General features: G+C 66.6%; 39 protein-coding genes. 5 read left to right on the forward strand and 34 right to left on the reverse strand.

The features are described 5' to 3' along the window. Window positions 1-81: 81 nt before the first annotated feature. From U9J23_RS17130 to infA, 9 genes are all read right to left on the reverse strand, one after another. Complete coding sequence (locus tag U9J23_RS17130) at window positions 82-1,083, reverse strand: alpha/beta hydrolase (RefSeq protein WP_272267126.1); 1,002 nt, start codon at window positions 1,081-1,083, stop codon at window positions 82-84. A 35-nt stretch (window positions 1,084-1,118) separates the two neighbouring features. Further along, window positions 1,119-1,955 carry a tRNA pseudouridine(38-40) synthase TruA gene (gene truA, locus U9J23_RS17135; protein WP_230824046.1) on the reverse strand — a complete coding sequence of 279 codons (837 nt, stop codon included), beginning with the start codon at window positions 1,953-1,955 and terminating at the stop codon, window positions 1,119-1,121. A gap of 65 nt (window positions 1,956-2,020) precedes the next feature. Further along, entirely contained in the window at window positions 2,021-2,575 is a 555-nt protein-coding gene (gene rplQ / locus U9J23_RS17140; protein WP_006554582.1) for a 50S ribosomal protein L17, read from the reverse strand. A 30-nt stretch (window positions 2,576-2,605) separates the two neighbouring features. Next, a complete protein-coding gene (locus tag U9J23_RS17145; RefSeq protein WP_016694607.1) occupies window positions 2,606-3,667 on the reverse strand; it encodes a DNA-directed RNA polymerase subunit alpha in 1,062 nt (353 codons plus the stop codon). A gap of 101 nt (window positions 3,668-3,768) precedes the next feature. Further along, window positions 3,769-4,374, reverse strand: coding sequence for a 30S ribosomal protein S4 (gene rpsD, locus U9J23_RS17150; RefSeq protein WP_006554584.1), 606 nt, complete (start codon window positions 4,372-4,374; stop codon window positions 3,769-3,771). A gap of 22 nt (window positions 4,375-4,396) precedes the next feature. After that, window positions 4,397-4,810: a 30S ribosomal protein S11 gene (rpsK, locus tag U9J23_RS17155; RefSeq protein WP_006554585.1), complete on the reverse strand. Its 414-nt coding sequence runs from the start codon at window positions 4,808-4,810 to the stop codon at window positions 4,397-4,399. Further along, the gene (gene rpsM / locus U9J23_RS17160; RefSeq protein ID WP_016694609.1) at window positions 4,810-5,178 is read right to left on the reverse strand and encodes a 30S ribosomal protein S13; all 369 of its coding nucleotides are present in this window, start codon (window positions 5,176-5,178) and stop codon (window positions 4,810-4,812) included. The genes rpsK and rpsM overlap by 1 nt, the downstream gene beginning before the upstream one ends. A 209-nt stretch (window positions 5,179-5,387) precedes the next feature. Beyond that, window positions 5,388-5,501: a 50S ribosomal protein L36 gene (rpmJ, locus tag U9J23_RS17165; protein WP_003938068.1), complete on the reverse strand. Its 114-nt coding sequence runs from the start codon at window positions 5,499-5,501 to the stop codon at window positions 5,388-5,390. Window positions 5,502-5,593: 92 nt separating this feature from the next. After that, complete coding sequence (gene infA, locus U9J23_RS17170) at window positions 5,594-5,815, reverse strand: translation initiation factor IF-1 (RefSeq protein ID WP_006554587.1); 222 nt, start codon at window positions 5,813-5,815, stop codon at window positions 5,594-5,596. Window positions 5,816-6,034: 219 nt separating this feature from the next. Here infA and dtd point away from each other — a divergent pair, with 219 nt between their 5' ends. Next, window positions 6,035-6,472, forward strand: a complete 438-nt coding sequence (gene dtd, locus U9J23_RS17175) for a D-aminoacyl-tRNA deacylase (protein WP_106199127.1) — start codon at window positions 6,035-6,037, stop codon at window positions 6,470-6,472. Window positions 6,473-6,496: 24 nt separating this feature from the next. Here the strand turns inward: dtd and map are convergent, their stop codons facing one another. The 25 genes from map to U9J23_RS17300 form a co-directional block, all read right to left on the reverse strand. Further along, complete coding sequence (gene map / locus U9J23_RS17180) at window positions 6,497-7,294, reverse strand: type I methionyl aminopeptidase (RefSeq protein WP_272267118.1); 798 nt, start codon at window positions 7,292-7,294, stop codon at window positions 6,497-6,499. Window positions 7,295-7,308: 14 nt separating this feature from the next. Next, window positions 7,309-7,854: an adenylate kinase gene (locus tag U9J23_RS17185; protein WP_006554590.1), complete on the reverse strand. Its 546-nt coding sequence runs from the start codon at window positions 7,852-7,854 to the stop codon at window positions 7,309-7,311. Beyond that, on the reverse strand, window positions 7,851-9,164 hold the full coding sequence (secY, locus tag U9J23_RS17190; protein ID WP_059382411.1) for a preprotein translocase subunit SecY: 1,314 nt from the start codon (window positions 9,162-9,164) through the stop codon (window positions 7,851-7,853). Before secY ends, U9J23_RS17185 begins: the two co-directional genes overlap by 4 nt. Before the next feature lie 227 nt (window positions 9,165-9,391). After that, window positions 9,392-9,835, reverse strand: coding sequence for a 50S ribosomal protein L15 (gene rplO, locus U9J23_RS17195; protein WP_059382412.1), 444 nt, complete (start codon window positions 9,833-9,835; stop codon window positions 9,392-9,394). 2 nt (window positions 9,836-9,837) lie between these two features. Further along, window positions 9,838-10,017 (reverse strand): 50S ribosomal protein L30, encoded by a 180-nt coding sequence (rpmD, locus tag U9J23_RS17200; protein WP_006554593.1) that lies wholly within the window; start codon window positions 10,015-10,017, stop codon window positions 9,838-9,840. After that, window positions 10,017-10,664 (reverse strand): 30S ribosomal protein S5, encoded by a 648-nt coding sequence (gene rpsE, locus U9J23_RS17205; protein WP_006554594.1) that lies wholly within the window; start codon window positions 10,662-10,664, stop codon window positions 10,017-10,019. The genes rpmD and rpsE overlap by 1 nt, the downstream gene beginning before the upstream one ends. A 31-nt stretch (window positions 10,665-10,695) precedes the next feature. Continuing rightward, entirely contained in the window at window positions 10,696-11,103 is a 408-nt protein-coding gene (gene rplR / locus U9J23_RS17210; protein WP_006554595.1) for a 50S ribosomal protein L18, read from the reverse strand. 2 nt (window positions 11,104-11,105) lie between these two features. Next, window positions 11,106-11,645 carry a 50S ribosomal protein L6 gene (gene rplF / locus U9J23_RS17215; RefSeq protein ID WP_016694616.1) on the reverse strand — a complete coding sequence of 180 codons (540 nt, stop codon included), beginning with the start codon at window positions 11,643-11,645 and terminating at the stop codon, window positions 11,106-11,108. A gap of 15 nt (window positions 11,646-11,660) precedes the next feature. Next, on the reverse strand, window positions 11,661-12,059 hold the full coding sequence (rpsH, locus tag U9J23_RS17220) for a 30S ribosomal protein S8 (RefSeq protein ID WP_006554597.1): 399 nt from the start codon (window positions 12,057-12,059) through the stop codon (window positions 11,661-11,663). A gap of 173 nt (window positions 12,060-12,232) precedes the next feature. Continuing rightward, window positions 12,233-12,418, reverse strand: coding sequence for a type Z 30S ribosomal protein S14 (locus U9J23_RS17225; protein WP_006554598.1), 186 nt, complete (start codon window positions 12,416-12,418; stop codon window positions 12,233-12,235). 4 nt (window positions 12,419-12,422) lie between these two features. Continuing rightward, on the reverse strand, window positions 12,423-12,989 hold the full coding sequence (rplE, locus tag U9J23_RS17230) for a 50S ribosomal protein L5 (protein ID WP_059382413.1): 567 nt from the start codon (window positions 12,987-12,989) through the stop codon (window positions 12,423-12,425). 1 nt (window position 12,990) lies between these two features. Continuing rightward, window positions 12,991-13,308, reverse strand: a complete 318-nt coding sequence (rplX, locus tag U9J23_RS17235; RefSeq protein ID WP_006554600.1) for a 50S ribosomal protein L24 — start codon at window positions 13,306-13,308, stop codon at window positions 12,991-12,993. After that, window positions 13,308-13,676, reverse strand: coding sequence for a 50S ribosomal protein L14 (rplN, locus tag U9J23_RS17240; RefSeq protein ID WP_059382414.1), 369 nt, complete (start codon window positions 13,674-13,676; stop codon window positions 13,308-13,310). Before rplN ends, rplX begins: the two co-directional genes overlap by 1 nt. Before the next feature lie 315 nt (window positions 13,677-13,991). After that, the gene (gene rpsQ / locus U9J23_RS17245; protein ID WP_024101619.1) at window positions 13,992-14,276 is read right to left on the reverse strand and encodes a 30S ribosomal protein S17; all 285 of its coding nucleotides are present in this window, start codon (window positions 14,274-14,276) and stop codon (window positions 13,992-13,994) included. After that, on the reverse strand, window positions 14,273-14,509 hold the full coding sequence (rpmC, locus tag U9J23_RS17250; protein ID WP_006554603.1) for a 50S ribosomal protein L29: 237 nt from the start codon (window positions 14,507-14,509) through the stop codon (window positions 14,273-14,275). The genes rpsQ and rpmC overlap by 4 nt, the downstream gene beginning before the upstream one ends. Further along, a complete protein-coding gene (gene rplP / locus U9J23_RS17255) occupies window positions 14,509-14,925 on the reverse strand; it encodes a 50S ribosomal protein L16 (RefSeq protein WP_006554604.1) in 417 nt (138 codons plus the stop codon). The genes rpmC and rplP overlap by 1 nt, the downstream gene beginning before the upstream one ends. Window positions 14,926-14,929: 4 nt before the next feature. Next, window positions 14,930-15,727, reverse strand: coding sequence for a 30S ribosomal protein S3 (gene rpsC, locus U9J23_RS17260; RefSeq protein WP_059382415.1), 798 nt, complete (start codon window positions 15,725-15,727; stop codon window positions 14,930-14,932). Beyond that, window positions 15,727-16,119, reverse strand: coding sequence for a 50S ribosomal protein L22 (rplV, locus tag U9J23_RS17265; RefSeq protein WP_006554606.1), 393 nt, complete (start codon window positions 16,117-16,119; stop codon window positions 15,727-15,729). The genes rpsC and rplV overlap by 1 nt, the downstream gene beginning before the upstream one ends. Further along, window positions 16,116-16,397 (reverse strand): 30S ribosomal protein S19, encoded by a 282-nt coding sequence (gene rpsS, locus U9J23_RS17270; protein ID WP_003938088.1) that lies wholly within the window; start codon window positions 16,395-16,397, stop codon window positions 16,116-16,118. The genes rplV and rpsS overlap by 4 nt, the downstream gene beginning before the upstream one ends. A gap of 19 nt (window positions 16,398-16,416) precedes the next feature. Continuing rightward, a complete protein-coding gene (rplB, locus tag U9J23_RS17275) occupies window positions 16,417-17,250 on the reverse strand; it encodes a 50S ribosomal protein L2 (protein ID WP_059382416.1) in 834 nt (277 codons plus the stop codon). A 38-nt stretch (window positions 17,251-17,288) separates the two neighbouring features. Beyond that, a complete protein-coding gene (rplW, locus tag U9J23_RS17280; RefSeq protein WP_006554608.1) occupies window positions 17,289-17,594 on the reverse strand; it encodes a 50S ribosomal protein L23 in 306 nt (101 codons plus the stop codon). After that, a complete protein-coding gene (gene rplD / locus U9J23_RS17285) occupies window positions 17,591-18,274 on the reverse strand; it encodes a 50S ribosomal protein L4 (RefSeq protein WP_085470058.1) in 684 nt (227 codons plus the stop codon). The genes rplW and rplD overlap by 4 nt, the downstream gene beginning before the upstream one ends. Continuing rightward, window positions 18,271-18,924 (reverse strand): 50S ribosomal protein L3, encoded by a 654-nt coding sequence (rplC, locus tag U9J23_RS17290; RefSeq protein ID WP_085470059.1) that lies wholly within the window; start codon window positions 18,922-18,924, stop codon window positions 18,271-18,273. The genes rplD and rplC overlap by 4 nt, the downstream gene beginning before the upstream one ends. Window positions 18,925-18,969: 45 nt before the next feature. Further along, window positions 18,970-19,275: a 30S ribosomal protein S10 gene (gene rpsJ, locus U9J23_RS17295; RefSeq protein ID WP_003938093.1), complete on the reverse strand. Its 306-nt coding sequence runs from the start codon at window positions 19,273-19,275 to the stop codon at window positions 18,970-18,972. Between the two features lie 485 nt (window positions 19,276-19,760). After that, a complete protein-coding gene (locus U9J23_RS17300; RefSeq protein WP_085470060.1) occupies window positions 19,761-21,269 on the reverse strand; it encodes an amidase in 1,509 nt (502 codons plus the stop codon). Window positions 21,270-21,551: 282 nt separating this feature from the next. Here U9J23_RS17300 and U9J23_RS17305 point away from each other — a divergent pair, with 282 nt between their 5' ends. The 4 genes from U9J23_RS17305 to U9J23_RS17320 all read left to right on the forward strand — a co-directional run bounded on the left by U9J23_RS17305 (window position 21,552) and on the right by U9J23_RS17320 (window position 25,214). Further along, window positions 21,552-22,247 (forward strand): GntR family transcriptional regulator, encoded by a 696-nt coding sequence (locus U9J23_RS17305; RefSeq protein ID WP_106199123.1) that lies wholly within the window; start codon window positions 21,552-21,554, stop codon window positions 22,245-22,247. Between the two features lie 150 nt (window positions 22,248-22,397). Continuing rightward, on the forward strand, window positions 22,398-23,489 hold the full coding sequence (locus U9J23_RS17310; protein ID WP_106199122.1) for an ATP-binding cassette domain-containing protein: 1,092 nt from the start codon (window positions 22,398-22,400) through the stop codon (window positions 23,487-23,489). Continuing rightward, the gene (locus U9J23_RS17315) at window positions 23,486-24,352 is read left to right on the forward strand and encodes an ABC transporter permease (RefSeq protein WP_085470063.1); all 867 of its coding nucleotides are present in this window, start codon (window positions 23,486-23,488) and stop codon (window positions 24,350-24,352) included. The genes U9J23_RS17310 and U9J23_RS17315 overlap by 4 nt, the downstream gene beginning before the upstream one ends. 4 nt (window positions 24,353-24,356) lie before the next feature. After that, window positions 24,357-25,214 (forward strand): ABC transporter permease, encoded by an 858-nt coding sequence (locus tag U9J23_RS17320; RefSeq protein ID WP_085470064.1) that lies wholly within the window; start codon window positions 24,357-24,359, stop codon window positions 25,212-25,214. Window positions 25,215-25,256: the final 42 nt, after the last annotated feature.

The following is a 25,256-nucleotide window of genomic DNA, read 5'->3' on the forward strand; positions in this document are numbered from 1 at the left end:
TGATCTGACGAGCATGTGAGAACGCCCGAGGGGGTGAGGTCGCGGACCTCACCCCCTCGGGTCTTTCTCGGCGCGTCCGGCTCAGGCGCCGATGGCCTCGCCGAGCACGGGCCACGACTCGTGCAGGGCCTCCTGCCAGTAGCCCCAGGTGTGGGTGCCGTCGGGACGGACCGAGTAGGTCGCCTCGACCCCGGCTGCGTCCAGCGCACCGCGCAGTCGCGTCGTGCAGTCGTTCACGCCGGCCTCGATGAGCCCGAGCAGAGCCACGTCGGGAAGGACGGCGACACCGTCCTGCTCCCATGCCTTCAGTTCGTACGGACCCGGGACACCGCTGCTCGTGGAGACGTACACGGCCTTGCCGCGCAGCTTCTCGGCATTGAGCACGACGTCCTGTTCGGTCCAGTGCTCACCGGCGACCGGCCCCCACATGTTCTCGACCTCGCCTCCGCCGAACGCGACGACGATCTCGGCGTAGCGCGAACCGATGTCCGACGCCGTCTCGGCGCATCCGCTGTACGAACCCACCGCCTGGTAGAGATCGGGCGCCTGCTGGGCGAGCGCGAGCGCCGACGTCGCCGACATCGACACACCGGCGATCGCGTTGCGGCCGCTCGCGCCGAGCGTCTCGTCGACCACCGACGGGACCTCCTCGGTGAGGAAGGTCGTCCACTTGTTGCGTCCGAGAACAGGATCGTCCTCGAGCCAGTCGGTGTAGTAGCTGAACGCGCCACCGACCGGGGTGACGACGTTGACGTTCTTGTCGCCGAAGAACCCCACGACGTCGGTCTGGTCGCGCCAGGTCGCTCGGTCCAATCCCCCACCGGCACCGTTGAGCAGGTAGAAGACCGGTCGCGGCGCGCTCGTGTCGGCCGGGCGCAACACCTGCAGCTCGATGGTGCGTTCCATCGACGGCGAGTACACGAACAGCGACCAGTCGCGGTCGGTGTGCTTCTCGATGCGTTCGACAGTCGCGCTCTGCGACCGGGTCTCGCCGGTCGCGGCTTCCAGGAGGTCCTCGGCGTGGGCGACCGCGGCACCGGGTAGGACCAGCGACGAGACGGCGAGCGCCCCGATCGTTCCCATCAACGCAAACCGTCGTGCGCGCACATTCGTTCCCTTCATCCGCAACAGCCGGGCGTGATGGGCCCGCGCATCTCCCGCGTCGCAACGTTGCGCGCGGCCAGTTCCTCGTCAGCAGGGTAGTCGACGCGGACCAGTGACAGGCCGTGTGCCGGTGCCACCGCGACGGACGCCGCACGTTCGCGTTCCCCGAGCAGGGCCGTCATCCACTCGACACTGCGACGTCCCTCCCCCACGGCCAGGGCCGCGCCGACGAGACTGCGCACCATCGACCAGCAGAAGGCGTCGGCGCTGACGTAGGCGGTGAGGATGTCACCCTCGCGCGTCCAGTCGTATCGCTGCAGTTCGCGTACGGTCGTCGCGCCCTCCCGCCGCTTGCAGAAGGCGGCGAAGTCGTGCAGGCCGAGCAGCGACTGCGACGCGCGTTGCATCGCATCGAGATCGACGGCCTTCGGCCACGCGACGGTGTCGCGGGCACGCAACGGCTCGGCGCCGTACACCGCTGTGGTGACACGGTATTCGTAGTGACGCCGGATCGCCGAGAACCGGGCGTCGAAATGTTCGGGAGCGACGGAGATCCCGGTGACCCGCACGTCGCGGGGCAGGAACCGTGCGAGACGGCGGACCCAGCGCGACGGATCGTCGGGCAGCGCCGCGGTGGGGACGTCGACGTGGGCGACCTGCCCGGATGCGTGCACGCCGGCGTCGGTGCGACCGGCGACGGTGAGCAGCACGGGCGTGCGGACGATCGCGGAGAGCTTCTCCTCGATCTCCCCGCACACCGTGCGGCGTCCGGGTTGCCGTGCCCAGCCGGAGAAGTCGGTGCCGTCGTACGAGATGTCGAGTCGCAGACGGGTTGTCTCGTGAGAAGCCACGAGCCCGCCGCCCTCGGAAGGGACGGCGGGCTCGTGAGCTTCAGCAGATGCCGAAACCAAGTGGACTAGTCCTTCTTGGCCTCGTCCGCCTCGGGCGCGTCGGCAGCCGTGGCGTTGGTGTCCTCGACACCCTCGACGACGGCGTCGGCGTTCGCGACCTCGGCGTCGGTGGCCTCGGCCTCGACGGCCTGGACCGCGTTGTCCTCGGCGGGTGCCTGCGAGGCGGCGACGCGGCGAGCGCGGTCGGCCTCGGAGGTGACGGTCTTCTCGCGCACCAGCTCGATGATGGCCATGGGGGCGTTGTCGCCCTTGCGCGGCATCGTCTTGATGATGCGGGTGTAACCGCCGTTGCGGTCCTCGAAGGAGGGACCGATCTCCGCGAACAGCGAGTGGACGACGTCCTTGTTGCGGATGACCTTCAGCACCTCACGACGCGAGGCCAGCGTGCCGGCCTTGGCGTGCGTGACGAGCTTCTCGGCGTACGGGCGCAGGGCCTTGGCCTTGGCCTCGGTGGTGGTGATGCGGCCGTGCTCGAAGAGCGCGGTGGCCAGGTTGGCCATGAGCGCCTTCTGATGCGAGGCCGATCCGCCGAAGCGGGCGCCCTTCTTGGGCTTGGGCATGATTTTCTCCTAGTAACGGACCGTGAGCTGCTACAGCTGCTCGGTCTCGGCGTAGTCCTCGTTGCCGTCGTTGTCACCGAAGGAGCCGGCCTCGGTATCGCTCCAGGTACCGGTCGCGGCGTCGTAGCCGGCAACGGTGCTGGGGTCGAACGATGCCGGGCTGTCCTTGAGGGACAGGCCGAGCGAGTGCAGCTTGACCTTGACCTCGTCGATGGACTTCTGGCCGAAGTTGCGGATGTCGAGCAGGTCGGACTCCGTCCGTGCCACGAGCTCGCCGACGGTGTGGACACCTTCGCGCTTGAGGCAGTTGTAGGACCGGACCGTCAGGTCGAGGTCCTCGATCGGAAGTCCGAAGGAGGCGATGTGGTCGGCCTCGGCGGGCGAGGGACCGATCTCGATGCCTTCTGCTTCGACGTTCAGCTCACGAGCCAGACCGAAGAGCTCCACGAGGGTCTTGCCCGCCGAGGCGAGCGCGTCCCGCGCGCTGATCGAGTTCTTGGTCTCCACGTCGAGAATGAGCCGATCGAAGTCGGTGCGCTGCTCGACGCGGGTCGCTTCCACCTTGTACGTCACCTTGAGCACCGGCGAGTAGATCGAGTCGACCGGGATACGGCCGATCTCGGCGCCGGACGCCTTGTTCTGCACGGCAGGAACGTAGCCGCGACCGCGCTCGACGACGAGCTCGATCTCCAGCTTGCCCTTGTCGTTCAGGGTGGCGATGTGCAGATCCGGGTTGTGGATGGTGACACCGGCCGGGGGCACGATGTCGCCGGCCGTGACGGTTCCCGGTCCCTGCTTGCGGACGTACATGGTGACCGGCTCGTCCTCTTCCGAGCTCACCACGAGACCCTTGAGGTTCAGGATGATGTCGGTGACATCCTCCTTCACGCCGGGAACGGTGGTGAACTCGTGGAGCACGCCGTCGATGCGGATGCTGGTGACAGCGGCGCCCGGGATCGACGAGAGCAGGGTGCGACGAAGCGAGTTGCCGAGGGTGTACCCGAAGCCAGGCTCGAGCGGCTCGATGACGAACTTCGAGCGGTTTTCAGCGATGACCTCTTCGGTCAGTGTGGGTCGCTGAGAGATGAGCATCTGTTGCCTCCTTGTGGGCGTCCGCCATATGACGCCCTAGTGGAATGGAGCGGTGTCCTCCCGTCCGGACGGACCGGAGGACACCACGACACCGAGGTGTCTTACTTCGAGTAGTACTCGACGATCAGCTGTTCCTGCAGCGGGATGTCGATCTGCGCGCGCTCGGGGAGCTGGTGGACCAGCACCCGCAGACGCGGGCCGACGACCTGCAGCCAACCCGGAACCGGGCGCTCGCCCTGGGTCTCGCGGGCGACCTGGAAGGGCAGCGTGCTCAGCGACTTCTCGCGGACATCGATGATGTCGTACTGCGAGACGCGGTAGCTGGGGATGTCGACCTTCTTGCCGTTGACCAGGAAGTGGCCGTGGCTCACCAGCTGGCGGGCCTGACGACGCGTGCGGGCGAGGCCGGCACGGTAGACGACGTTGTCCAGACGCGACTCGAGGATGACCAGCAGGACCTCACCGGTCTTGCCGGGGCGGCTGGCAGCCTCTTCGTAGTAGCGGCGGAACTGCTTCTCCATGACGCCGTACGAGAAGCGGGCCTTCTGCTTCTCCTGCAGCTGGAGCAGGTACTCGCTCTCCTTGATCCGCGCGCGGCCGTGCTGGCCGGGCGGGTAGGGGCGACGCTCGAAGGCCTGATCGCCTCCGACCAGGTCGACACGGAGACGACGCGACTTACGGGTAACGGGACCGGTATAACGAGCCATTATTCTTTACCTTCCTTTCCCGTTAGACGCGACGCCGCTTGGGCGGACGGCAACCGTTGTGCGGCTGCGGGGTGACATCGGAGATGGTGCCGACCTCGAGGCCTGCGGCCTGGAGGGAACGGATCGCCGTCTCGCGGCCCGAGCCCGGGCCCTTGACGAAGACGTCGACCTTCTTGACACCGTGTTCCTGCGCCTTGCGGGCAGCGTTCTCGGCGGCGAGCTGTGCGGCGAACGGGGTCGACTTGCGCGAACCCTTGAAGCCGACGTGGCCGGAGGACGCCCAGGAGATCACGTTGCCCTGCGGGTCCGTGATGGACACGATGGTGTTGTTGAACGTGCTCTTGATGTGAGCGGCACCGTGCGGAACGTTCTTCTTGTCCCTGCGCCGTGCCTTCTGGGTCTTCTTGGGACCGGTGCTGCGTGACTTGGGAGGCATTACTTCTTCTTTCCTGCGACGGTGCGCTTCGGACCCTTACGGGTGCGGGCGTTGGTCTTGGTGCGCTGTCCACGCACGGGCAGACCACGACGGTGTCGCAGGCCCTGGTAGCAGCCGATCTCGATCTTGCGGCGGATGTCCGCCTGAACCTCGCGACGGAGGTCACCCTCGACCTTGTAACTCTCCTCGATGTACTCGCGGAGCTTGGCGAGGTCCTCGTCCGTCAGATCCTTGCTGCGCAGGTCCGGGTTGACACCCGTGGCCTCGAGGATCTCCTTGGAGCGGGTACGGCCGATGCCGTAGATGTACGTGAGTGCGATCTCCATCCGCTTTTCGCGGGGAAGATCGACACCTGCGAGACGTGCCATGTGGCATTCCTATTCGGTGTGCGGAGGTCTGCTCCCAGCCCGTCCCCTGCGTCGAAGAACTGTGTGATTCAAAAACACAGTGGGGCCCCGGCCTCCGTACCGGGGGTTGATCGCGCAGCTCCTCGACGGATCGAGGATCGTAACCACGCGACTGGTGCTGGAAGGTCTTCGTGCTTGTTGCCAAGCAGATCTTCGAGACGAAGGTGGATCTAGCCCTGACGCTGCTTGTGACGCAGGTTCTCGCAGATCACCATGACCCGACCGTTACGGCGGATCACCTTGCACTTCTCGCAGATCTTCTTGACGCTAGGCTGAACCTTCACGTAAGTCCGATCTCCTGTATGTGCGCCGCCGGACACGGCAGAGCCGGCCCGGCGACATGATTCTCCCCGACCGTGTGGCCGGGGAAGCTTCGTTACTTGTAGCGGTAGACGATGCGTCCACGCGTGAGGTCGTAGGGAGAAAGCTCCACGACAACGCGGTCCTCGGGAAGGATACGAATGTAGTGCTGGCGCATCTTTCCGCTGATGTGGGCGAGAACCTTGTGCCCGTTCTCCAGCTCGATGCGGAACATCGCATTGGGCAGCGGTTCGATTACCCGGCCCTCGACCTCGATTGCCCCGTCTTTCTTAGCCATATCCTCCGCGATCCGTTGTTCGGCGTTGTGGTTGCATCGGCATCCGTTACCGTGACGCTCGGCAACTCCGGGACCGGACACGAACCGAGATTCGAAGGAATTCGACACGAGACCGATCGGAGCGCAGCGCGCACCACCGATCAATGGTACGGGAAGTTGACCGTCCAGGACAAATGAACTCGGGCACACTCGTGCCCACGACCAGGAGGAGGACCGCACGTGCGGGCGTTGATCCAGCGGGTGACCACGGCGGCAGTGGCGGTGGAGGGAGCCGAGGTGGCCCGCATCACGCCGGCGGAAGGTGGTCACGGACTGCTCGTGCTGGTCGGCGTCACGCACGACGACGACGAGGCGAAGGCCGCGACACTCGCCCGGAAGGTGTGGACGATGCGCATCCTCGAGGAGGAGCGCTCCGCCTCCGACGTCGACGCCCCGATCCTGGTGGTCAGTCAGTTCACGCTCATGGCCGACACCAGGAAGAGCCGGCGTCCGTCGTGGTCGGCCGCCGCTCCCCGCCAGATCGCCGAACCCCTCGTCGATGCGTTCGCGAACGCTCTACGAGATCTCGGCGCGACGGTGGAGACCGGGAAGTTCGGGGCCCACATGGAGGTGAGCCTCGTCAACGACGGACCGGTCACGCTCCTCGTCGAGGTCTGAGCCCGCGCGGCGTGACCGCGGCCGTCACTCCGGCCGGAGGGTGAGAATCCGGGGGCCGTCCTCGGTGACCGCGACCGTGTGCTCCCAGTGCGCGGCGCGGCTGCCGTCGACGGTCACGACCGTCCATTCGTCGTCGAGGACCTCGGTCTCGTAGGTACCGAGGGTGAGCATCGGCTCGACGGCGAGTACCGACCCGACGACGAGCTTCGGTCCCTTGCCCGGCTTGCCCTCGTTGGGGAGGAACGGATCCATATGCATCTCGCGCCCGATGCCGTGACCGCCGTAGCCGTCGACGATCCCGTACGAGCGGCCGTGCAACTTCTCGGCGGCGTGCGTGCCCTGCTCGATCGCATGCGAGACGTCGGTCAGGCGGTTACCCGGGAGCATCGCTGCGATACCGGCCTCGAGCGACAGGCGGGTGGCCTCGCTCAGGTCGATGTCGGCCTGCGACAGCTCCCCGATCCCGAAGGTCCACGCCGAGTCGCCGTGCCAGCCGTCGAGGATCGCACCGCAGTCGATCGAGACGAGGTCGCCTTCGGCGAGCACCACCGACGCCGATGGGATGCCGTGGACGACGACCTCGTTGACCGACGAACAGATCGAACCGGTGAAGCCGTGGTAGCCCAGGAAGGACGGAACGGCCCCCGCATCACGGATGACCGATTCCGCCACCTGGTCGAGTTCCAGGGTGCTCACGCCCGGCTCGGCCGCCTCACGCACTGCGACGAGTGCGGCACCGACCACGGCTCCCGCCGCCGCCATCGCGTCGAGTTCACCCGAGGTGCGGAACGGAACCACTGAGCGCTTGCGCCCGAAACCCATATCGAACTACCCGTCTACTTTCCGAGTGCGGACAGTGCCCGCGAATTGATCTCCTCGACCTCACCGATCGCGTCGACCGTGATGATCGAGTCGGCGTAGTAGTCGAGCAGCGGGGCCGTCTCCTCACGGTAGACCCGGAGACGGTTGCGGATCACGTCTTCGGTGTCGTCGGCGCGACCGCGGGCGAGCATGCGCTCGACCACGACGTCCTCGTCGATGACGAAGGACAGCACGCCGTCGAGCTCGACGCCGAGATCCTTCAGGATGTTCTCGAGTTCCTTGGCCTGCTCCACGCTGCGCGGGAAGCCGTCGAGGAGGAAGCCGTTGGCGGCGTCGGGCTCGGCCAGACGCTCACGCACCATGTTGTTGGTGATCTCGGCGGGAACGAGCTCCCCCGCGTCGATGTACTTCTTGGCCTCGACTCCGAGCGGGGTGCCCTGCCCGATGTTCGCGCGGAAAAGATCGCCCGTCGAGATGGCGGGGACGCCGAGCTTCTCGGACAGAATCGCGGCCTGTGTGCCCTTGCCGGCACCGGGAGGACCGAGCAGTACAAGTCTCACTTGAGGAACCCTTCGTAGTTGCGCTGCATCAGTTGACTTTCGATCTGCTTGACAGTGTCCAGCGCGACACTGACGAGAATGAGAACCGCGGCGCCACCGAAGATGCTCGAGGCCGTCTGGCTGCCGGACAGGAAGAAGTTCGGCAGTGTCGCGATGAGACCGAGGTAGATCGAGCCCGGAACCGTGATGCGGTTGAGCACGAAACTGAGATATTCGGCGGTCGGGCGACCGGGGCGGATGCCCGGGATGAAGCCGCCGTACTTCTTCATCTCGTCGGCCCGCTCCTCCGGATTGAAGGTGATGGCGACGTAGAAGAAGACGAAGAACACGATCAGCGCGAAGTAGATCGCGATGTAGACCGGGTTGTTCGGATTGACCAGGTACTCGTTGATGATCCGCTGCCACCAACTCGGATCCGGGTTGGTCGTGGCTCCGGTGAGCTGCGCAACGAGGTTGGGCAGGTACAGCAGCGACGACGCGAAGATGACGGGGATGATGCCCGCCTGGTTGACCTTCAGCGGCAGGTAGGTCGACGACCCGCCGTACATACGACGGCCGACCATGCGCTTGGCGTACTGCACCGGGATGCGGCGCTGACCCTGCTCGATGAACACGACGCCCGTGATGAGGGCCAGGGCCACGACGCAGACGATCGCGAAGACGAGGCCGCCGCGGGATTCGAGGATCATGCGGCCCTCGCTCGGCAGCGCGGCCGCGATACCGGAGAAGATCAGCAGCGACATGCCGTTGCCGACACCGCGTTCGGTGATGAGCTCACCGAACCACATGACGACGGCGGCACCGGCGGTCATGACCAGCACGATGACGACCATCCCGAAGATGCTGTCGTCGGCGAGGATCGGCTCCGAACAGCCCTGCAGCAGCTGCCCTCGGGCGGCGAGGGCGACGATGCCGGTGGCCTGCAGGACGGCGAGCGCGACGGCGAGATAACGCGTGTACTGCGTCATCTTGGCCTGGCCGGACTGGCCTTCCTTGCGCAGTTCCTCGAATCGTGGAATGACCACGGTGAGCAGCTGGACGATGATGCTCGCGGTGATGAACGGCATGATGCCGATCGCGAAGACCGACAGCTGCAGTAACGCGCCGCCGGAGAACAGATTGATCAGCGAGTAGATGCCGGCCTGCTCGCTGCCGGCGAGCTGATCGACACAGGCCTGGACGTTGCCGTAGTCGACGCCCGGGGACGGCACGGTAGCACCGAGGCGGTACAGCGCCACGAGCCCGAGGGCGATGAGAATCTTCCGCCTCAGGTCCGGTGTCCTGAGGGCCGAGACGAAGGCGGAAAGCAAAGATCCTCCTGGCGGGCCGATCGGGGACGACGGATCGAGAGGGATCCGTCGGACGGTAGACAACTCTGAAACTCTAACAGTGGGCCCCGATGAGAGGGGTAGCCCGGTAGCCTATGTCACCGCTGCGAACGCAGCCTATGACACCGCTGTGAAAGCGCGAACGGCCGCGGTGCAAGGATCTGCACCGCGGCCGTTCGACAGCCGTGACTCACACGCGAAAGTACAGGTCAGGCCTGGACGGTCGCGCTGCCACCGGCTGCAGCGATCTTCTCCTGAGCGGAGGCCGAGAACTTGTCGGCGGTGACCTGCACGGCCACCGTCAGCTCGCCCTCGCCGAGGACCTTGACGAGCTGGTTCTTGCGAACCAGACCCTTCGCCACGAGGTCCGCGACACCGATCTGTCCACCCTCGGGGAACGCGCGAGCGATGTCCCCGACGTTGACGATCTGGTACTCGGTACGGAATGCGTTCTTGAAACCCTTGAGCTTCGGCAGACGCATGTGGATGGGCATCTGGCCACCCTCGAAGGCCGGCGACACGTTCTTACGTGCCTTCGTGCCCTTCGTACCGCGGCCGGCGGTCTTGCCCTTCGAACCCTCACCGCGTCCGACGCGGGTCTTGTCCGTCTTCGCACCCGGTGCCGGGCGCAGGTGATGCAGCTTGATGGTCATTCTCAGACCTCCTCAACAGTGACGAGGTGACGCACCACGTTGATGAGGCCGCGGTTCTGCGCATTGTCCTCGCGGACGACGGACTGGCGGATCTTCCGCAGACCGAGGGTCCGGAGGCTGTCGCGCTGATTCGACTTGGCCCCGATGGTGCTCTTGATCTGGGTGATCTTCAGCTCTGCCATTACTTCACGCTCCCAGCAGCCTGTGCACGTGCGCGCAGCATGCCGGCGGGGGCAACTTCCTCGAGGGTGAGGCCACGGCGAGCCGCGACTTCCTCGGGACGCTGCAGACCCTTGAGGGCCGCAACCGTCGCGTGCACCACATTGATGGCGTTGTCGGAGCCGAGCGACTTCGACAGGATGTCGTGGACACCCGCGCACTCCAGCACCGCGCGCACAGCGCCACCGGCGATGACACCGGTACCGGGGGAAGCCGGACGCAGCAGGACGACACCGGCTGCAGCCTCTCCCTGGACGGGGTGGGTGATGGTTCCGCCGATGAGCGGGACGCGGAAGAAGTTCTTGCGAGCTTCCTCGACACCCTTCTGGATGGCCGCGGGAACTTCCTTGGCCTTGCCGTAGCCGACGCCGACCAGACCGTTGCCGTCGCCCACGATCACCAGAGCGGTGAAGCTGAAGCGACGACCGCCCTTGACGACCTTCGACACACGGTTGATCGAGACGACACGCTCGATGTAGTTCGACTTCTCGGCAGCGTTGCCGCCACGCGAGTCGCGGTCGCGGCGGTCGCGACCGCCGCGGTTGTCACCGCTGTTGGGGTTCTGTCCGGCGGGGCCGTTGCCGCCGTCACGCCGCTGACGTCCCGGCATCAGGCGTTCCTTCCGTTCGAGAAAATGGTCATCAGAACTTCAACCCGCTTTCGCGAGCCGCGTCCGCGAGGGCCGCGATGCGTCCGCTGTAGGTGTGGCCACCGCGGTCGAAGACCACGGCTTCCACGCCGGCAGCCTTCGCGCGCTCGGCGATCAGCTGACCGACCTTCGCGCCGCGAGCCTTCTTGTCGCCCTCGAGAGCGCGCACATCGGGTTCGATGGACGACGCTGCGGCGAGGGTGGTGCCCGTCAGGTCGTCGACCAGCTGCACGTGCAGGTGGCGCGAGGACCGGTTGACGACGAGGCGGGGACGCTCGGCGGTGCCGGAGATCTTCTTGCGGAGGCGGAAGTGACGACGCGTCTTCGAAAGGCGACGCGTGGTGGAGGCGTCCTTGCCGCGCGGGATGCGCTTGGCCTTCTGGTTCTCGGTCTGGCTCATGATCACTTACCCGTCTTTCCGACCTTGCGACGGACCTGTTCACCCTCGTAGCGGATGCCCTTGCCCTTGTACGGGTCGGACTTGCGCAGCCGGCGGATGTTGGCCGCGATCTGGCCGACCTTCTGCTTGTCGATGCCCGAGATCGAGAAGCGCGTGGGGTTCTCGACGGCGAACGTGATGCCCTCGGGAGCCTCGATCAGCACGGGGTGGCTGTAGCCGAGCGAGAACTCGAGGTCCTTGCCCTTGAGAGCCACGCGGTAGCCGACGCCGTGGATCTCCATCTTCGTGGTGTAACCCTCGGTCACGCCGACGATGAGGTTCTGCACGAGCGTCCGCGACAGGCCGTGCAGCGCACGGCTGCGACGCTCGTCGTTCGGGCGCGTGACGTTGATTGCCCCGTCCTCGCCCTTGGCGACGGCGATCGGCTCGGCGATCGTCAGGGACAGGTTGCCCTTGGGGCCCTTCACTGCAACATCCTGGCCGTCGATGGTGACCTCGACGCCCGAAGGAACTGCAACGGGGAGTTTTCCGATTCGCGACATTGTGGTGGCCTCCCTTTACCAGACGTAGGCGAGGACTTCCCCGCCCACTCCCTGCTTGGCCGCCTGGCGATCGGTGAGCAGGCCGGAGGACGTGGAGATGATCGCCACGCCGAGGCCGCCCAGGACCTTGGGCAGGTTGGTGGATTTCGCGTACACGCGCAGGCCGGGCTTCGACACGCGGCGCACGCCGGCAAGGCTGCGCTCACGGGAAGGTCCGTACTTGAGGTCGACGATGAGGGTCTTGCCCACCTCGGCGTCCTCGGTGCGGTAGTCGGAGATGTAACCCTCGCGCTTGAGGATCTCGGCGATGTTCACCTTGATCTTCGAGGACGGGAGCTTGACCTCGTCGTGGTACGCCGTGTTGGCGTTACGCAGACGCGTCAAGAAGTCTGCGATGGGGTCGGTCATGGTCATGGCTGACCTGTTCACCTTTCTCGATGCGGTTCCCATGCAACGCCGGAATATGCCGGCCGTGGGCCTACATCGAAACTCGGTTCGATAGCGGGTTCGTCGGCCGGATCGGCGACGAACCCATGACAGCGCGACAGTGGGCGGAGAACTACTCGGTCCTCCGCCCACCGATCACGTCACCAGGAGCTCTTGTGAACTCCCGGAAGTTCTCCGCGGTGTGCCATCTCGCGAAGGCAGATGCGGCAGAGTCCGAACTTGCGGAAGACCGAGTGCGGGCGCCCGCAGCGCTGGCAGCGGGTGTAGGCGCGCACCGCGAACTTCGGCTTCTTGTTGGCCTTGTTGACCAGTGCCTTCTTAGCCATGGGCTCAGTTCTCCTTGAACGGGAAGCCGAGGTGCTTGAGCAGGGCACGGCCTTCTTCGTTGTTGGTAGCGGTGGTCACGACAGTGATGTCCATGCCGCGCGGGCGGTCGATGCGGTCCACGTCGATCTCGTGGAACATCGACTGCTCGTTCAGGCCGAACGTGTAGTTGCCGTTGCCGTCGAACTGGTTGCCGTTGAGGCCACGGAAGTCCCGGATACGGGGAAGCGCGATGGACACGAGACGGTCCAGGAACTCCCACATACGGTCGCCGCGCAGCGTGACGCGCGCACCGATCGGCATGCCCTCGCGCAGCTTGAACTGTGCGATGGACTTGCGGGCCTTGCGGATCTCCGGCTTCTGACCGGTGATGAGCGCGAGGTCGTTGACGGCTCCGTTGATGAGCTTCGCGTCGCGGGCGGCGTCGCCGACACCCATGTTGACGACGACCTTCACGACGCCGGGGATCTGCATGACGTTCGCGTAGTCGTACTCCGCGTTCAGCGCGTCGCGGATCTCCTCGCGGTACCGCACCTTCAGGCGCGGCTGGGTCTTGTTCTCGGTGCTGGTCATGTCAGAGGTCCTTCCCGTTCTTCCGGGAAATCCGAACGCGCTTGCCGGTTTCCTCGTCGGTGCGGTAGCCCACGCGGGTGGGGTTTCCGTCCGAGTCGACGACCGCAACGTTGGAAACGTGGATCGGGGCCTCCTGCGTCACGATGCCGCCGGAGGAGGCGCCACGCTCGTTCGCAGAGACGGCGGTGTGCTTCTTGATACGGTTCACGCCCTCGACGAGGACCTTGCCGGTCGCCGGGTAGGCCGCGATGACCTTGCCCTTGGCGCCCTTGTCCTTGCCCGAGATGACGAGCACGGTGTCACCCTTGTGCACCTTCATCACAGCACCTCCGGAGCGAGCGAGACGATCTTCATGAACCGCTTGTCGCGAAGCTCGCGACCGACGGGTCCGAAGATGCGGGTTCCGCGAGGATCGTTGTCGCCCTTGATGATGACGGCAGCGTTCTCGTCGAACTTGATGTACGAGCCGTCCGGCCGGCGGCGCTCCTTGGTGGTGCGCACGATCACGGCCTTGACGACCTCGCCACGCTTGACGTTGCCGCCGGGGATCGCGTCCTTGACGGTGGCGACGATGATGTCACCGATACCGGCGTAGCGACGGGACGAGCCACCGAGAACGCGGATGCAGAGGATCTCCTTGGCACCCGTGTTGTCGGCGACGCGCAGTCGCGACTCCTGCTGGATCACTTACTTCTCCTTGACCTGGATTGGTGTGTACGTCAGATTTCCGACCTGGACGTACGCGGTCGTCGGTCACCTGCGGCGCACGTGCGAATCACACACGGGTCCCGTAAGCAACCCGTCCAGAGTAGGCGATATACCGTACGCAGGGCAAATTCGCGAATTGTGATGTCACTCCCCACCCCGGAACCGGGCGTGTCGCAGCGACATCCACGTCTCCCCCACGTGCGGCCTGCACCTATCGGACGCACAGCACCCCACCACCCGCGGTGCGGGTGGTGGGGTGCTGCATGTCTCGGGTCCTGTCGAGGACGAGAGGCCTTACTTGGCCTTCTCGAGCACCTCGACCAGACGCCAGCGCTTCGACGCGGACAGCGGACGGGTCTCCATCAGCTGAACGCGGTCGCCGATGCCGGCCAGACCGTTCTCGTCGTGCGCCTTCACCTTGGTCGTACGGCGGATGATCTTGCCGTACAGCGGGTGCTTCACTCGGTCCTCGAGCTCGACGACGATGGTCTTCTCCATCTTGTCCGAGACGACGTAACCGATGCGGACCTTACGGCTCGCGCGCTGTTCCTGGTTGCTCACTGCCTTTTCCTCACTCATGCCACGTCACCCGCATTCGGGCCGGTGGCCAGTCCGAGCTCGCGCTCGCGCAGCACCGTGTAAATACGGGCGATCTCGTTGCGCACGACGCGGAGCCGACGGTTGTTGTCCAGCTGGCCGGTGGCCATCTGGAAGCGGAGGTTGAACAGCTCTTCCTTGGCTTCGCGGAGCTTGTCGGTCAGCTCTTCGTCGCTCAGCTCGCGGAGTTCCGCGGCGGGGGTACCGGTAGCCATCAGAACTGCTCCTCCCTCGTCACGATGCGGCACTTGCAGGGGAGCTTGTGCATCGCGCGACGCAGAGCCTCGCGCGCAATCTCCTCGTTGGGGTAGCTCATCTCGAACAGCACGCGACCGGGCTTGACGTTCGCGACCCACCACTCCGGCGAACCCTTACCGGAACCCATGCGGGTCTCGGCAGGCTTCTTGGTGAGGGGGCGATCCGGGAAGATGTTGATCCAGATCTTGCCGCCACGCTTGATGTGCCGGGTCATGGCGATACGAGCGGACTCGATCTGCCGGTTGGTGATGTAGGCCGGCTCGAGAGCCTGGATGCCGTAGTCACCGAAGGCCACCTGGGTTCCGCCCTTGGCGGCACCCGTACGGCTCGGATGGTGCTGCTTGCGGTGTTTGACCCGCCGGGGGATCAACATTGCGTCAGCCCTCCTTGTTCTCGGTCGAGGCAGGAGCGTCGCTCGATGCGGCGCGGCCGGCCTCGGTGCTCGTCGCGGTGGTGCCCGAGGCGCCGGAACGACGCGGGCGGCTCGGACGCTCACGACGCGGCCGGTCGGCGGGAGCAGCTGCAGCAGCAGCGAGCTCACGACGGCCACCGACGATGTCGCCCTTGTAGATCCAGACCTTCACGCCGATACGGCCGAAGGTGGTCCGTGCCTCGTAGAGGCCGTAGTCGATGTCCGCGCGCAGCGTGTGCAGCGGGACACGACCTTCGCGGTAGAACTCCGAACGCGACATCTCGGCGCCACCGAGGCGGCCCGAGCACTGCACGCGGATGCCCTTGACGTTCGGCTGACGCATGGCCGACTGGATGGCCTTGCGCATCGCACGACGGAAGGCGACACGGTTCGAGAGCTGCTCGGCGACGCCCTGCGCGACGAGCTGAGCCTCGGACTCCGAGTTCTTGACCTCGAGGATGTTCAGCTGGACCTGCTTACCGGTCAGCTTCTCGAGCTCGGCGCGGATGCGATCGGCCTCGGCGCCGCGGCGTCCGATGACGATGCCCGGACGAGCGGTGTGGATGTCCACACGCACACGGTCACGGGTGCGCTCGATCTCGACCTTCGCGATGCCGGCGCGCTCGAGGCCGGAGGCCAGGAACTTGCGGATCGCGACATCTTCCTTGACGTAGTCCGCGTACTGCTTGTCGGCGTACCAACGAGACTTCCAGTCGGTGGTGATGCCCAGACGGAAGCCGTGCGGGTTGATCTTCTGGCCCACTACTGAGCTCCCTTCCGGCGGTTACGAGTCGAAGCCGACCCGACGCTTTCCACGATCACGGTGATGTGGCTCGACCGCTTGCGGATGCGGAACGCACGGCCCTGAGCACGCGGCTGGAACCGCTTCAGGGTCGCACCCTCGTCCACGTACGCCGTCGCGACGACGAGCGTGCTGGGGTCGAGGTTGTAGTTGTTCTGCGCGTTCGCAGCGGCCGATGCGATCACCTTGGCGACCGGCTCGGCCGCGGCCTGCGGCGCGAACTTGAGGATGGCCAGGGCCTCCTCGACGGACTTACCGCGAACGATGTCGACGACGCGGCGCGCCTTCATCGGGGTCACGCGCACGTGGCGCGCAACAGCCCGAGCGCTGTTGGTGGTGGTTTCAGTGCTCATCGACGCTTGCTCTTCCGGTCGTCCTTGATGTGGCCCTTGAACGTACGGGTCGGCGCGAACTCACCGAGCTTGTGACCGACCATGGACTCCGAGACGAACACCGGCACGTGCTTGCGTCCATCGTGGACAGCGAACGTATGACCGATGAAGTCGGGCAGAATCGTGGAACGGCGCGACCAGGTCTTGATGACCTGCTTGGTGCCCTTCTCGTTCTGCGTGTCCACCTTCGCCAGGAGGTGGTCGTCGACGAACGGGCCCTTCTTGAGGCTGCGTGGCATTCTCTAACTCCCTCCTTGACTAGCGCTTCTTGCCGGTACGGCGACGACGGACGATGAGCTTGTCGGACGCCTTGTTCTTGCGGGTGCGGCCCTCGGGCTTGCCCCACGGGCTGACCGGGTGGCGACCACCCGAGGTCTTGCCCTCGCCACCACCGTGCGGGTGGTCGACCGGGTTCATGACGACACCACGGACGGTCGGGCGCTTGCCCTTCCACCGCATACGGCCGGCCTTGCCCCAGTTGATGTTCGACTGCTCGGCGTTGCCGACCTCGCCGACCGTTGCGCGGCAGCGCACGTCGACGCGACGGATCTCGCCGGAGGGCATACGCAGCGTGGCGTAGGTGCCTTCCTTACCGAGGAGCTGGATGCTCGCACCGGCGGAACGGGCCATCTTGGCGCCGCCACCCGGACGCAGCTCGACCGCGTGGATGGTGGTACCGGTCGGGATGTTGCGCAGGGGCAGGTTGTTGCCGGGCTTGATGTCGGCATTGGGGCCCGACTCCACGGCGGCACCCTGAACGAGTCCCTTGGGGGCGATGATGTAGCGCTTCTCGCCGTCCACGTAGTGGAGCAGCGCGATGCGCGCGGTGCGGTTGGGGTCGTACTCGATGTGAGCGACCTTGGCCGGCACGCCGTCCTTGTCGTTGCGACGGAAATCGATCAGGCGGTAGGCGCGCTTGTGTCCGCCACCCTTGTGACGGGTGGTGATGCGGCCGTGCGCGTTACGTCCACCGCGACCGTGCAGCGGGCGGATCAGCGACTTCTCGGGCGTCGACCGAGTGATCTCGGCGAAGTCCGACACGCTGGCGCCACGGCGGCCCGGCGTAGTCGGCTTGTACTTACGGATTGCCATGAGTCTTCTCGTCCTCTATCTCTCGAGAGTTCCGATCGCTACGCGACCGGGCCTCCGAAGATCTCGATGGGCTTGCTGTCGGCCGTGAGGGTCACGAGCGCGCGCTTGGTGTTCTTGCGCTTGCCGTAACCGAACCGGGTCCGCTTGCGCTTGCCCTGACGGTTGGCGGTGTTGACGCTGCTCACCTTGACGCCGAAGACCTTCTCGACGGCAATCTTGATCTGCGTCTTGTTCGAGTCCGGGTGCACCAGGAAGGTGTAGGTGCCCTCTTCCATCAGCCCGTAGGACTTCTCGGAGACGACGGGAGCCAGCAGGATGTCGCGAGGATCGGCGATCGTGCTCACTTGCTCTCCTCCTTAACTTCCTGGCCGGACTCGGCCGGCCCGTGGATGAACGTGTTGAGCGCCTCGACGCTGAACACGACGTCATCGCTGTAGAGCACGTCGTAGGTGTTCAGCTGATCCGGCGCGAGCGCGTGGACGTTGGGAAGGTTCTGAACCGACTTCCACGCCGCCACGTCCTCACGGCCGACGACGAGCAGGACCTTCTTGCGGTCGCTGATCTCGCCCAGGAACGTGCGAGCACTCTTCGTCGACGGCGTCTGGCCCGCGACGAGCTCGGTGATCACGTGGATGCGCTCGTTGCGCGCCCGGTCGGAGAGGGCTCCGCGCAGTGCGGCGGCCTTCATCTTCTTGGGGGTGCGCTGGCTGTAGTCGCGCGGCTGCGGGCCGTGGACAGTGCCACCGCCGGCGAACTGCGGCGCACGGGTCGAGCCCTGACGTGCGCGGCCGGTGCCCTTCTGGCGGTACGGCTTCTTGCCACCACCGCGGACGTCGCCGCGGGTCTTGGTGGCGTGCGTTCCCTGGCGGGCCGCGGCGAGCTGCGCGGTGACGACCTGGTGCAGCAGCGCGATGTTCGCGGGAGCGTCGAAGATCTCGGCGGGGAGATCGACGGAGCCGGAGGTCTGGCCACCGGGGGCCTTGACGCCCAGGGTCAGCTTGGTTGCGGTCTCGGTGCTGGTCATGCCCGTGCACCACCCTTCACTGCGGTCTTGACGATCACGAGGCCGCCCTTGCGACCCGGGATCGCGCCCTTGATCAGCAGCAGACCGTTCTCGGCGTCCACCTTGTGGACCGAGAGGTTCTGCGTCGTGATGCGGTCGGAGCCCATACGACCGGACATGCGCGTGCCCTTGAACACGCGGCCCGGGGTGGCGCAGCCACCGATGGAGCCCGGACGACGGTGCACAGCCTGCGTACCGTGCGACGCACCCTGGCCGGCGAAGCCGTGACGCTTCATGGTGCCGGCGAAGCCCTTGCCCTTCGAGGTGCCGGTGACGTCGACGTAGGCGCCGTCCTCGAACACCTCTGCGGTGAGTTCCTGGCCGACCTCGTACTCGGTGGCGTCCTCGACCCGGAGCTCGACCAGGTGACGGCGCGGCGTGACGCCGGCCTTCTCGAACTGGCCGCGAACCGGCTTGTTGACCTTGCGCGGCGCGATGGCACCGTAGGCGAGCTGCACGGCGTTGTAACCGTCGCGCTCCTCGGTGCGGATCTGCGTGACCACGTTCGGTCCGGCCTTGACGACGGTGACCGGGACGACCCGGTTGTTCTCGTCGAAGACCTGGGTCATGCCGAGCTTGGTGCCCAGGATTCCCTTGATCTGGTTAGTCATGTGTTGTCTCCGCTGCGTCTTTCACAAGCTCGCTGTAATCGAATGTCACTGGATGTTGACGTCGACACTCGCCGGGAGATCGATGCGCATGAGCGCGTCGACGGTCTTCGGCGTCGGGTCGAGGATGTCGATGAGCCGCTTGTGCGTCCGCATCTCGAAGTGCTCGCGCGAGTCCTTGTACTTGTGCGGCGAGCGGATGACGCAGTACACGTTCTTTTCAGTGGGCAACGGCACCGGGCCGACCACGCGGGCACCCGTACGGGTCACCGTCTCGACGATCTTGCGCGCAGATGCGTCGATCGCCTCGTGGTCATAGGCCTTGAGCCTGATGCGGATCTTCTGTCCCGCCACGCTTAGTGTCCTTTTCTTGCCGCGTTTCGTGATCCCCGGCGGAGCCGGAAACCACCTCGTCTGCACAGTTCCCCAGGGAACGGCGACCGAGAACAGCACTCGAAACACATTGCGAGCCGGACGTATCCGATCCGCTTGCCGCTGTTCATCTGTCATTGTTCTCCGGCCCACGCGGTCGGGCGTGTCGGCCCGCCGCTCATTCCCCGGCGTCGATGCTCGAAGGCTTCGACACCGCAAGGAACGGAACCGGCTGCGCTCCACAGGAGCACACAGGGGTACTGCTTCCGTCTTGCATGTGGCCGCGACCAGGCCGTGAGGCTCGATCCGCGACTGTCACGTCTTTCCCGTTCCGAGCCGCGAAACATCCATGGCCCGGTCAAGGCAACCCGACCAGTATGCAGGAGCACGGCCGAGAGTTCAACTCGCGGCGGTGCGTGATCTGCACCTCGGCGATACGCCGTGCGGACGGGTCCGCGTGGTCGAGCCTAGCCGATGGGGTTCATCGGCAGGGTCCGAACCGGAGCGGCCGCCCCGATCGTATTCGTCGGATCGGGACCGGGACCCGGCGGCACCTGCGCGACCTCGGGGACCCGCGCGCCGGCGGCGACGAGTTGCGGCTCGTCGCGCCAGATCGGTAGTGCCTCCTGCAGTTCGAGCCCGATGCCGAGGAGACGTTCGTCCTCCCACGGTCGCGCACCGAGCTGCACACCGACCGGCATCCCCGTCGCGGCGGAATACCCGGCGGGCAACGTCACCACGGGGGCACCGGAGTAGTTCGCCCAGCGCACGGGACCCGTCACTCCGGCCGTGACGCTGACGCCGAGGAATTCCTGGCGTCGCGCGCCGTCGACCGAGGCACCGGGCAGCATGATCACGTCGAGGTCCTGGTCGGCGAACATCCGGTTGTAGTCGCTCTGGTACCTCAGACGATCGCGCTCGAAGGTGAGGTAGTCACCCACCGGCACGACCAGCGAGGCCACCGCAGTGCCTGCGGCGACCGCGTTCTCGGGGCGGTACAGGCCGAGCCGGTCGGTGAACTGCTGGTGGTAGGCACCCATCTCGACCTGGTCGCCGGTCGCGAGGGATTCCGGCAGGGGCGGCATCGTCACCGGGACGGTGACCGCACCGAGCGATTCCGCCACCCGCGCCGCGTCGTCGACGACGCGCTGCACCGCCTCGGGGGGTGCGGGATTCGTGTTCACGGGCAGTCCGATCCGCACGCCGGCAAGGGGACTCGCTCCCCCGGCGGCCGTCACGGGATAACCGCCCTCGGGAACGTCGGGGCCGAGGGCCGTGATCGGGTCGGCCGGATCCGTGCCCGCGAGCACGGTCATCATCAGGGACGCGTCGGCGACGCTGCGACCCATCGGACCCACGTGGTCGCGGGTCCAGGTCAGCGGGATCATGCCGTGCGAGGTGATGCGCCCGTAGGTCGGCTTGATCGACGAGACACCGCAGGCGCTCGCCGGGAACCGGACCGAACCGCCGGTGTCGCTACCGATCGCGAGGGGCGCGAACCGCGCGGCGAGCACGGCCGCGCTGCCGCCGGACGATCCGCCGGGCGACATCTCGGTGTTCCACGGATTGCCCACCTGAGGGGTGGCGACACCGATCGCGAACTCGTCGGTGTGCGCATGCCCCATGAGCACCGCACCGGCGTCCTCGAGTCGACGCCACACGCCCGAGTGCCCGGCGGCGATATTGCCTTCGAGGACGCGGCTCGATGCGGTGAGCGGAAGTCCGGACACCGCGAAGATGTCCTTGAGAGCGATCGGAAGCCCGCACACGAGCGGCGCCGGGGCCTGGTCGCGGCGCGCACGGGCGAGCCGCTCCCCCGCCGCCTCGGCCGCCGCGTAGGCCACTTCGGGGTAGAGCCGGATCCACGCACCGATCGCTCCGTCGTACGAGCGCGTGCGGTCCAGACAGGCATCGAGCAGTTCGCGCGGGTGCAGTTCGCCGGCGTGCAGCAGCGCTGCCGCCTCGACCGCACTCATCCTCGCGGGATCGGTGACGGTGACGGTGTCGGGTGGAGGAAGCCTGCGTGGCGGAGCCGCACGACCGCTCCCCGCGGTCGCACCCCACGCGAACAATCCGCCGGCGGCCCCTCCCAGTAACCGTCGACGTGATACTCCGGTGCTCACCTCGCCAACCAAACCACGAACCGCGTCACGATCCGGGTGAGGTGGAGAATGTCTGCCACATGTCACCCCCGGCTGTGATGCCGCCGAGACCGTGCGGTGATAATGCGAGCCGTCCACTAGGGGAAGGCGTACGCCATGAACTCGTCCGCTTCGTCCGGTTCGTCACGCTCCCCCGGGGTACGTCGGCGACCGCAGCTCTCGGACGAGGTGGCCGCGCACGTGAGAAACCTCATCATGTCCGGCGGTGCGCGTCCCGGCGATTTCGTCCGCCTGGACGAGACCGCGGCCGAACTCGGGGTGAGCGTGACCCCGGTGCGCGAGGCCCTGCTCACCCTCCGCGGTGAGGGGCTCGTCGAACTCGTTCCCCACCGGGGGTACGTGGTGTCCCCCCTCGACAGATCGGACATCGACGACATCTTCTGGCTCCAGGGCAGACTCGCCGAGCGGCTCGTCGAGCGCGCCGCGACCCTGATGACGGCCGAGACCCTGGCCGAACTCGACGAGCTGGCCGCGCGTTTCGCCGAGGCCGTGCGGGCCGGTGACGGCGCGCGCATCGAGGACCTCGAGTTCGAGTTCCACCGCACCCTGAACCGGGCCGCGGGTTCCCGCAAGCTCGCGTGGTTCCTCCACAACGCGACCCGGTACACGCCCGTGCACTTCTACTCGGACGATCGCAGCTGGGGGACGGATGCGGTCGCCTCGCACGAACGGTTGCTGCAGGCGCTGCGCACCGGTGACGTCGAGGCCGCCGGACGCGAGACGCGCGAACACTTCACCGACGGGGCCCATCGACTCGTCGAACACCTCGACGATCTCGGCGTCTGGTCCTGACCGGCCGGCGTGGACACCCCGAGGGGCGGGGCGTCGGCGCCGACGCGCATGTCCGTCCGCCCCTCCCGGGACCGTTCGCACCGGTACGATTCCGACGGTGACGGACCGACCCGTCCCCGACGGGGACCGAGATCTACGGCGGGGTGTGATGTGAGCGATCACGACCAGGCAGTTCTCGTGGAGGACGTCCACAAGTCGTTCGGCGACGTCCACGCACTCGACGGGATCAGCTTCTCTGCACCGCCGGGCCGTGTCCTCGCCATCCTCGGCCCCAACGGCGCCGGCAAGACCACGATGGTCAAGGTGCTGTCGACGCTGTTGCGCCCCACCTCGGGTCGCGCCGTGGTCGCCGGGCACGACGTGGTCGCCGACGCCGCGGCGGTCCGGCGTTCGATCATGATGACCGGCCAGTTCGCAGCACTCGACGACACTCTCACCGGCCGGGAGAACCTGATCCTGTTCGGGCGCCTGATGGGCCTGGACAAGAAGTCCGCCACCCGGCGCGCCGACGAGCTGCTCCGGGAGTTCGATCTCGTCGACGCCGGTCGCCGTCCCGTGAAGGGCTACTCCGGCGGTATGCGCCGACGGGTCGACATCGCGTGCGGCCTCGTGGTCCGGCCCAAGGTGGTCTTCCTCGACGAGCCGACCACTGGTCTCGACCCGCGCAGCCGGCAGGGTGTGTGGTCGCTGGTGGCAGCGCTCAAGGAGCAGGGCATCACGGTGCTGCTGACCACGCAGTACCTCGAAGAGGCCGACGTGCTGAGCGACAACATCATCGTCATCGACAAGGGCACCGTGATCGCGGAGGGCACCGCGAACCAGCTGAAGTCCTCCGCCGGTGGCACCCACTGCGAGATCGTTCCGGTGGACCCGCGGGCGATCCCCGAGATCCTGCACGTCCTGGACGGTCTCCTCCCCCAGGACGTGCTCGTGGGCACGGTCCCCGACACGGATCGGGTGTCCGTCCCGGCGCCCGACGGCGCCGCGACCCTCACCGAGGTGCTGCGGCGCATCGAACCCCTGGGCATCGAACTCGCCGACATCGGTCTGCGACGTCCTTCGCTCGACGACGTCTTCCTCCGCCTCACCGGGCACTCCGCATCCGCTCCCGACGGCAGCGACCCGACGGACGGTGGCTCCACGGACGGTGGCTCCACGAACGGTGGCTCCACGGACGCCGGGCCGGCCGGGCTACCCGACCCGGAGCGGGCGGAGCCTGCGTCGGCAGGTGAGCGGCCGTGACGGCCCGTACCGACGAGACGGTCCGCGGGACGGAGACCCCCACGGTCTCGTTCACCGACTCCTCGTCCACCCTTCCCGCACGCCGGGGAGGCGTCCACCGCCGGATCACGCCGTCGGGGGTGGAGCAGTGGTGGGTGCTGACGCTCCGGTCGTTGCGCACGATGGCGCGGTACGGCGAGCTGGTCCTCGCAGTCCTGGCACCGTTCGTCTTCGGTCTCGGTTTCTATCTGCCGCTCAAATTCGTCATGCAGTTGCAGGGCATCGACTACGCGCAGTTCCTGATGCCCATCATCGTGCTGCAGTCGATGGCCTTCACCGCCATCTCGGCGGCGCAGCTGGCAGCGCAGGAGGGCACGACCGGCGTGACCTCGCGTCTGCAGACGATGCCCGTCGCCCCGGCGGCGCCCCTGGCGTCACGGGTGACGGCGAGCATGGTGCGGTCGGTCATCTCCTTGGCCGCCGCGATCGGATTCGGTTATCTCATCGGTTTCCGTTTCTCCGCCGGCCCCGGGCAGGCAGTGCTGTTCTGCGCGACCGCACTGATCATCAGCCTGTTGTTGTGCCTGGGCGCCGACGCGATCGGATGTCTGTCCCGGAGCCCCGAGGCGACAGCGCAGGCGCTGACCCTGCCGCAGCTGATCCTCGGAATGCTCTCGTGCGGTTTCGTGCCCGAGGAGGGATTTCCCGAGTGGATCAGACCGTTCGTCCGCAACCAGCCGATCTCGCAGTTCTCCTTCGCGATGCGCGACATGGCCCAGGACGGCGTGACCTGGGAGGTCTTCCGGCCGAGCCTGTTCTGGATGATCGGCCTGGCCGTGATCTGCATCCCGGGCGCCGTGTGGGCCGCGACGAGGCGGGAGTGAGTCGATGAGCGAGACCGTCGAGACACAGTGGGCAGGGACCGCGGGCCGCACCTTCGCGTATCCCGAACCGGATCGCATCCGCAGCGAGAGTTCCCTGGGTGCGTTGTGGGAGCACAGCCGCCTGCAGTGCGGTCGACTGCTGCTCAGATGGGCCCGTGATCCCGCCACGATGATCCAGGCGCTCATCTATCCGGCGCTCACCCTGGTGATGTTCCGCATCGTGCTCGGGGACAGCATCACCGCCGCGACCGGATATTCGTCGATCTTCGGCACGGTGCCCATGATCGTGCTCGTCGGCGCGATGTTCGGCTCGGTGGTCAGCGCGGTGGGACTGCGCACCGAACGCGATTCGGGTCTGCTGAGCCGGTTCCACACGCTCCCCGTCCACCGCTCGTCCGGTCTGGTGGGACGGTTGATGGCGGAGATGGTGCGCGTGTTCGTCACCTCTCTCGTGATCTTCGCCGCCGGTATGGCGTTGGGTTTCCGGTTCACGCAGGGCATCGGCCCCACGCTGCTCATCCTCGTGGTCCCGCTGATCTTCGGTCTGGGCTTCGCGATGATGGTGACCGCTCTGGCGACCCTGCCGGGACGCACTCCCCTGGTCGAGACCGTCTCGATCCTGTGCACCCTGCTCATGTTCTTCAATTCGGGGTTCGTGCCGGTCATGGCGTATCCGAGCTGGCTGCAACCCGTCGTGGCGAACCAGCCGATGTCCTGCGCGATCGACACCATGCGCTCGCTCGCGATGGGTGGCCCGATAGCGGAACCGTTCCTGAAGACGGTCCTGTGGTCGGCCGGGATGGTGGCGGTCTTCGTGGTCCCCGCCGTCGTCGGATATCGGCGCTCGGCCGAACAGAATTGATCTCCACCTTCCGGACCACCCCGCGACCTGCTGTTACGCTGT

The organism is Rhodococcus sp. PD04 (genome assembly GCF_035918275.1).
GTDB classification, from domain to species: domain Bacteria; phylum Actinomycetota; class Actinomycetes; order Mycobacteriales; family Mycobacteriaceae; genus Rhodococcus; species Rhodococcus rhodochrous.

Bases quoted from the DNA above. Each gene is read 5' to 3' on its own strand.
- U9J23_RS17130 (WP_272267126.1), bottom strand. From the start codon at position 1,083: ATGGGAACGATCGGGGCGCTCGCCGTCTCGTCGCTGGTCCTACCCGGT.
- rplQ (WP_006554582.1), bottom strand. From the start codon at position 2,575: ATGCCCAAGCCCAAGAAGGGCGCCCGCTTCGGCGGATCGGCCTCGCAT.
- U9J23_RS17145 (WP_016694607.1), bottom strand. From the start codon at position 3,667: ATGCTCATCTCTCAGCGACCCACACTGACCGAAGAGGTCATCGCTGAA.
- rpsD (WP_006554584.1), bottom strand. From the start codon at position 4,374: ATGGCTCGTTATACCGGTCCCGTTACCCGTAAGTCGCGTCGTCTCCGT.
- rpsK (WP_006554585.1), bottom strand. From the start codon at position 4,810: ATGCCTCCCAAGTCACGCAGCACCGGTCCCAAGAAGACCCAGAAGGCA.
- rpsM (WP_016694609.1), bottom strand. From the start codon at position 5,178: ATGGCACGTCTCGCAGGTGTCGATCTTCCCCGCGAAAAGCGGATGGAG.
- infA (WP_006554587.1), bottom strand. From the start codon at position 5,815: ATGGCTAAGAAAGACGGGGCAATCGAGGTCGAGGGCCGGGTAATCGAA.
- map (WP_272267118.1), bottom strand. From the start codon at position 7,294: ATGGGTTTCGGGCGCAAGCGCTCAGTGGTTCCGTTCCGCACCTCGGGT.
- rplO (WP_059382412.1), bottom strand. From the start codon at position 9,835: ATGACCATCAAGCTGCATCACCTGCGCCCGGCACCGGGTGCGAAGACG.
- rpmD (WP_006554593.1), bottom strand. From the start codon at position 10,017: ATGGCAGAGCTGAAGATCACCCAGATCAAGAGCACCATCGGGGCCAAG.
- rpsE (WP_006554594.1), bottom strand. From the start codon at position 10,664: ATGCCGGGACGTCAGCGGCGTGACGGCGGCAACGGCCCCGCCGGACAG.
- rplR (WP_006554595.1), bottom strand. From the start codon at position 11,103: ATGAGCCAGACCGAGAACCAGAAGGCCAAGCGCATCCCGCGCGGCAAG.
- rplF (WP_016694616.1), bottom strand. From the start codon at position 11,645: ATGTCGCGAATCGGAAAACTCCCCGTTGCAGTTCCTTCGGGCGTCGAG.
- rpsH (WP_006554597.1), bottom strand. From the start codon at position 12,059: ATGACCATGACCGACCCCATCGCAGACTTCTTGACGCGTCTGCGTAAC.
- U9J23_RS17225 (WP_006554598.1), bottom strand. From the start codon at position 12,418: ATGGCTAAGAAGGCACTGGTCAACAAGGCCAACAAGAAGCCGAAGTTC.
- rplE (WP_059382413.1), bottom strand. From the start codon at position 12,989: ATGACCAGCACCGAGAACAAGACCCAGCCGCGCCTGAAGGTGCGGTAC.
- rplX (WP_006554600.1), bottom strand. From the start codon at position 13,308: ATGAAGGTGCACAAGGGTGACACCGTGCTCGTCATCTCGGGCAAGGAC.
- rpsQ (WP_024101619.1), bottom strand. From the start codon at position 14,276: ATGAGTGAGGAAAAGGCAGTGAGCAACCAGGAACAGCGCGCGAGCCGT.
- rpmC (WP_006554603.1), bottom strand. From the start codon at position 14,509: ATGGCTACCGGTACCCCCGCCGCGGAACTCCGCGAGCTGAGCGACGAA.
- rplP (WP_006554604.1), bottom strand. From the start codon at position 14,925: ATGTTGATCCCCCGGCGGGTCAAACACCGCAAGCAGCACCATCCGAGC.
- rplV (WP_006554606.1), bottom strand. From the start codon at position 16,119: ATGAGCACTGAAACCACCACCAACAGCGCTCGGGCTGTTGCGCGCCAC.
- rpsS (WP_003938088.1), bottom strand. From the start codon at position 16,397: ATGCCACGCAGCCTCAAGAAGGGCCCGTTCGTCGACGACCACCTCCTG.
- rplB (WP_059382416.1), bottom strand. From the start codon at position 17,250: ATGGCAATCCGTAAGTACAAGCCGACTACGCCGGGCCGCCGTGGCGCC.
- rplD (WP_085470058.1), bottom strand. From the start codon at position 18,274: ATGACCAGCACCGAGACCGCAACCAAGCTGACCCTGGGCGTCAAGGCC.
- rplC (WP_085470059.1), bottom strand. From the start codon at position 18,924: ATGACTAACCAGATCAAGGGAATCCTGGGCACCAAGCTCGGCATGACC.
- U9J23_RS17300 (WP_085470060.1), bottom strand. From the start codon at position 21,269: ATGAGTGCGGTCGAGGCGGCAGCGCTGCTGCACGCCGGCGAACTGCAC.
- U9J23_RS17305 (WP_106199123.1), top strand. From the start codon at position 21,552: ATGAACTCGTCCGCTTCGTCCGGTTCGTCACGCTCCCCCGGGGTACGT.
- U9J23_RS17320 (WP_085470064.1), top strand. From the start codon at position 24,357: ATGAGCGAGACCGTCGAGACACAGTGGGCAGGGACCGCGGGCCGCACC.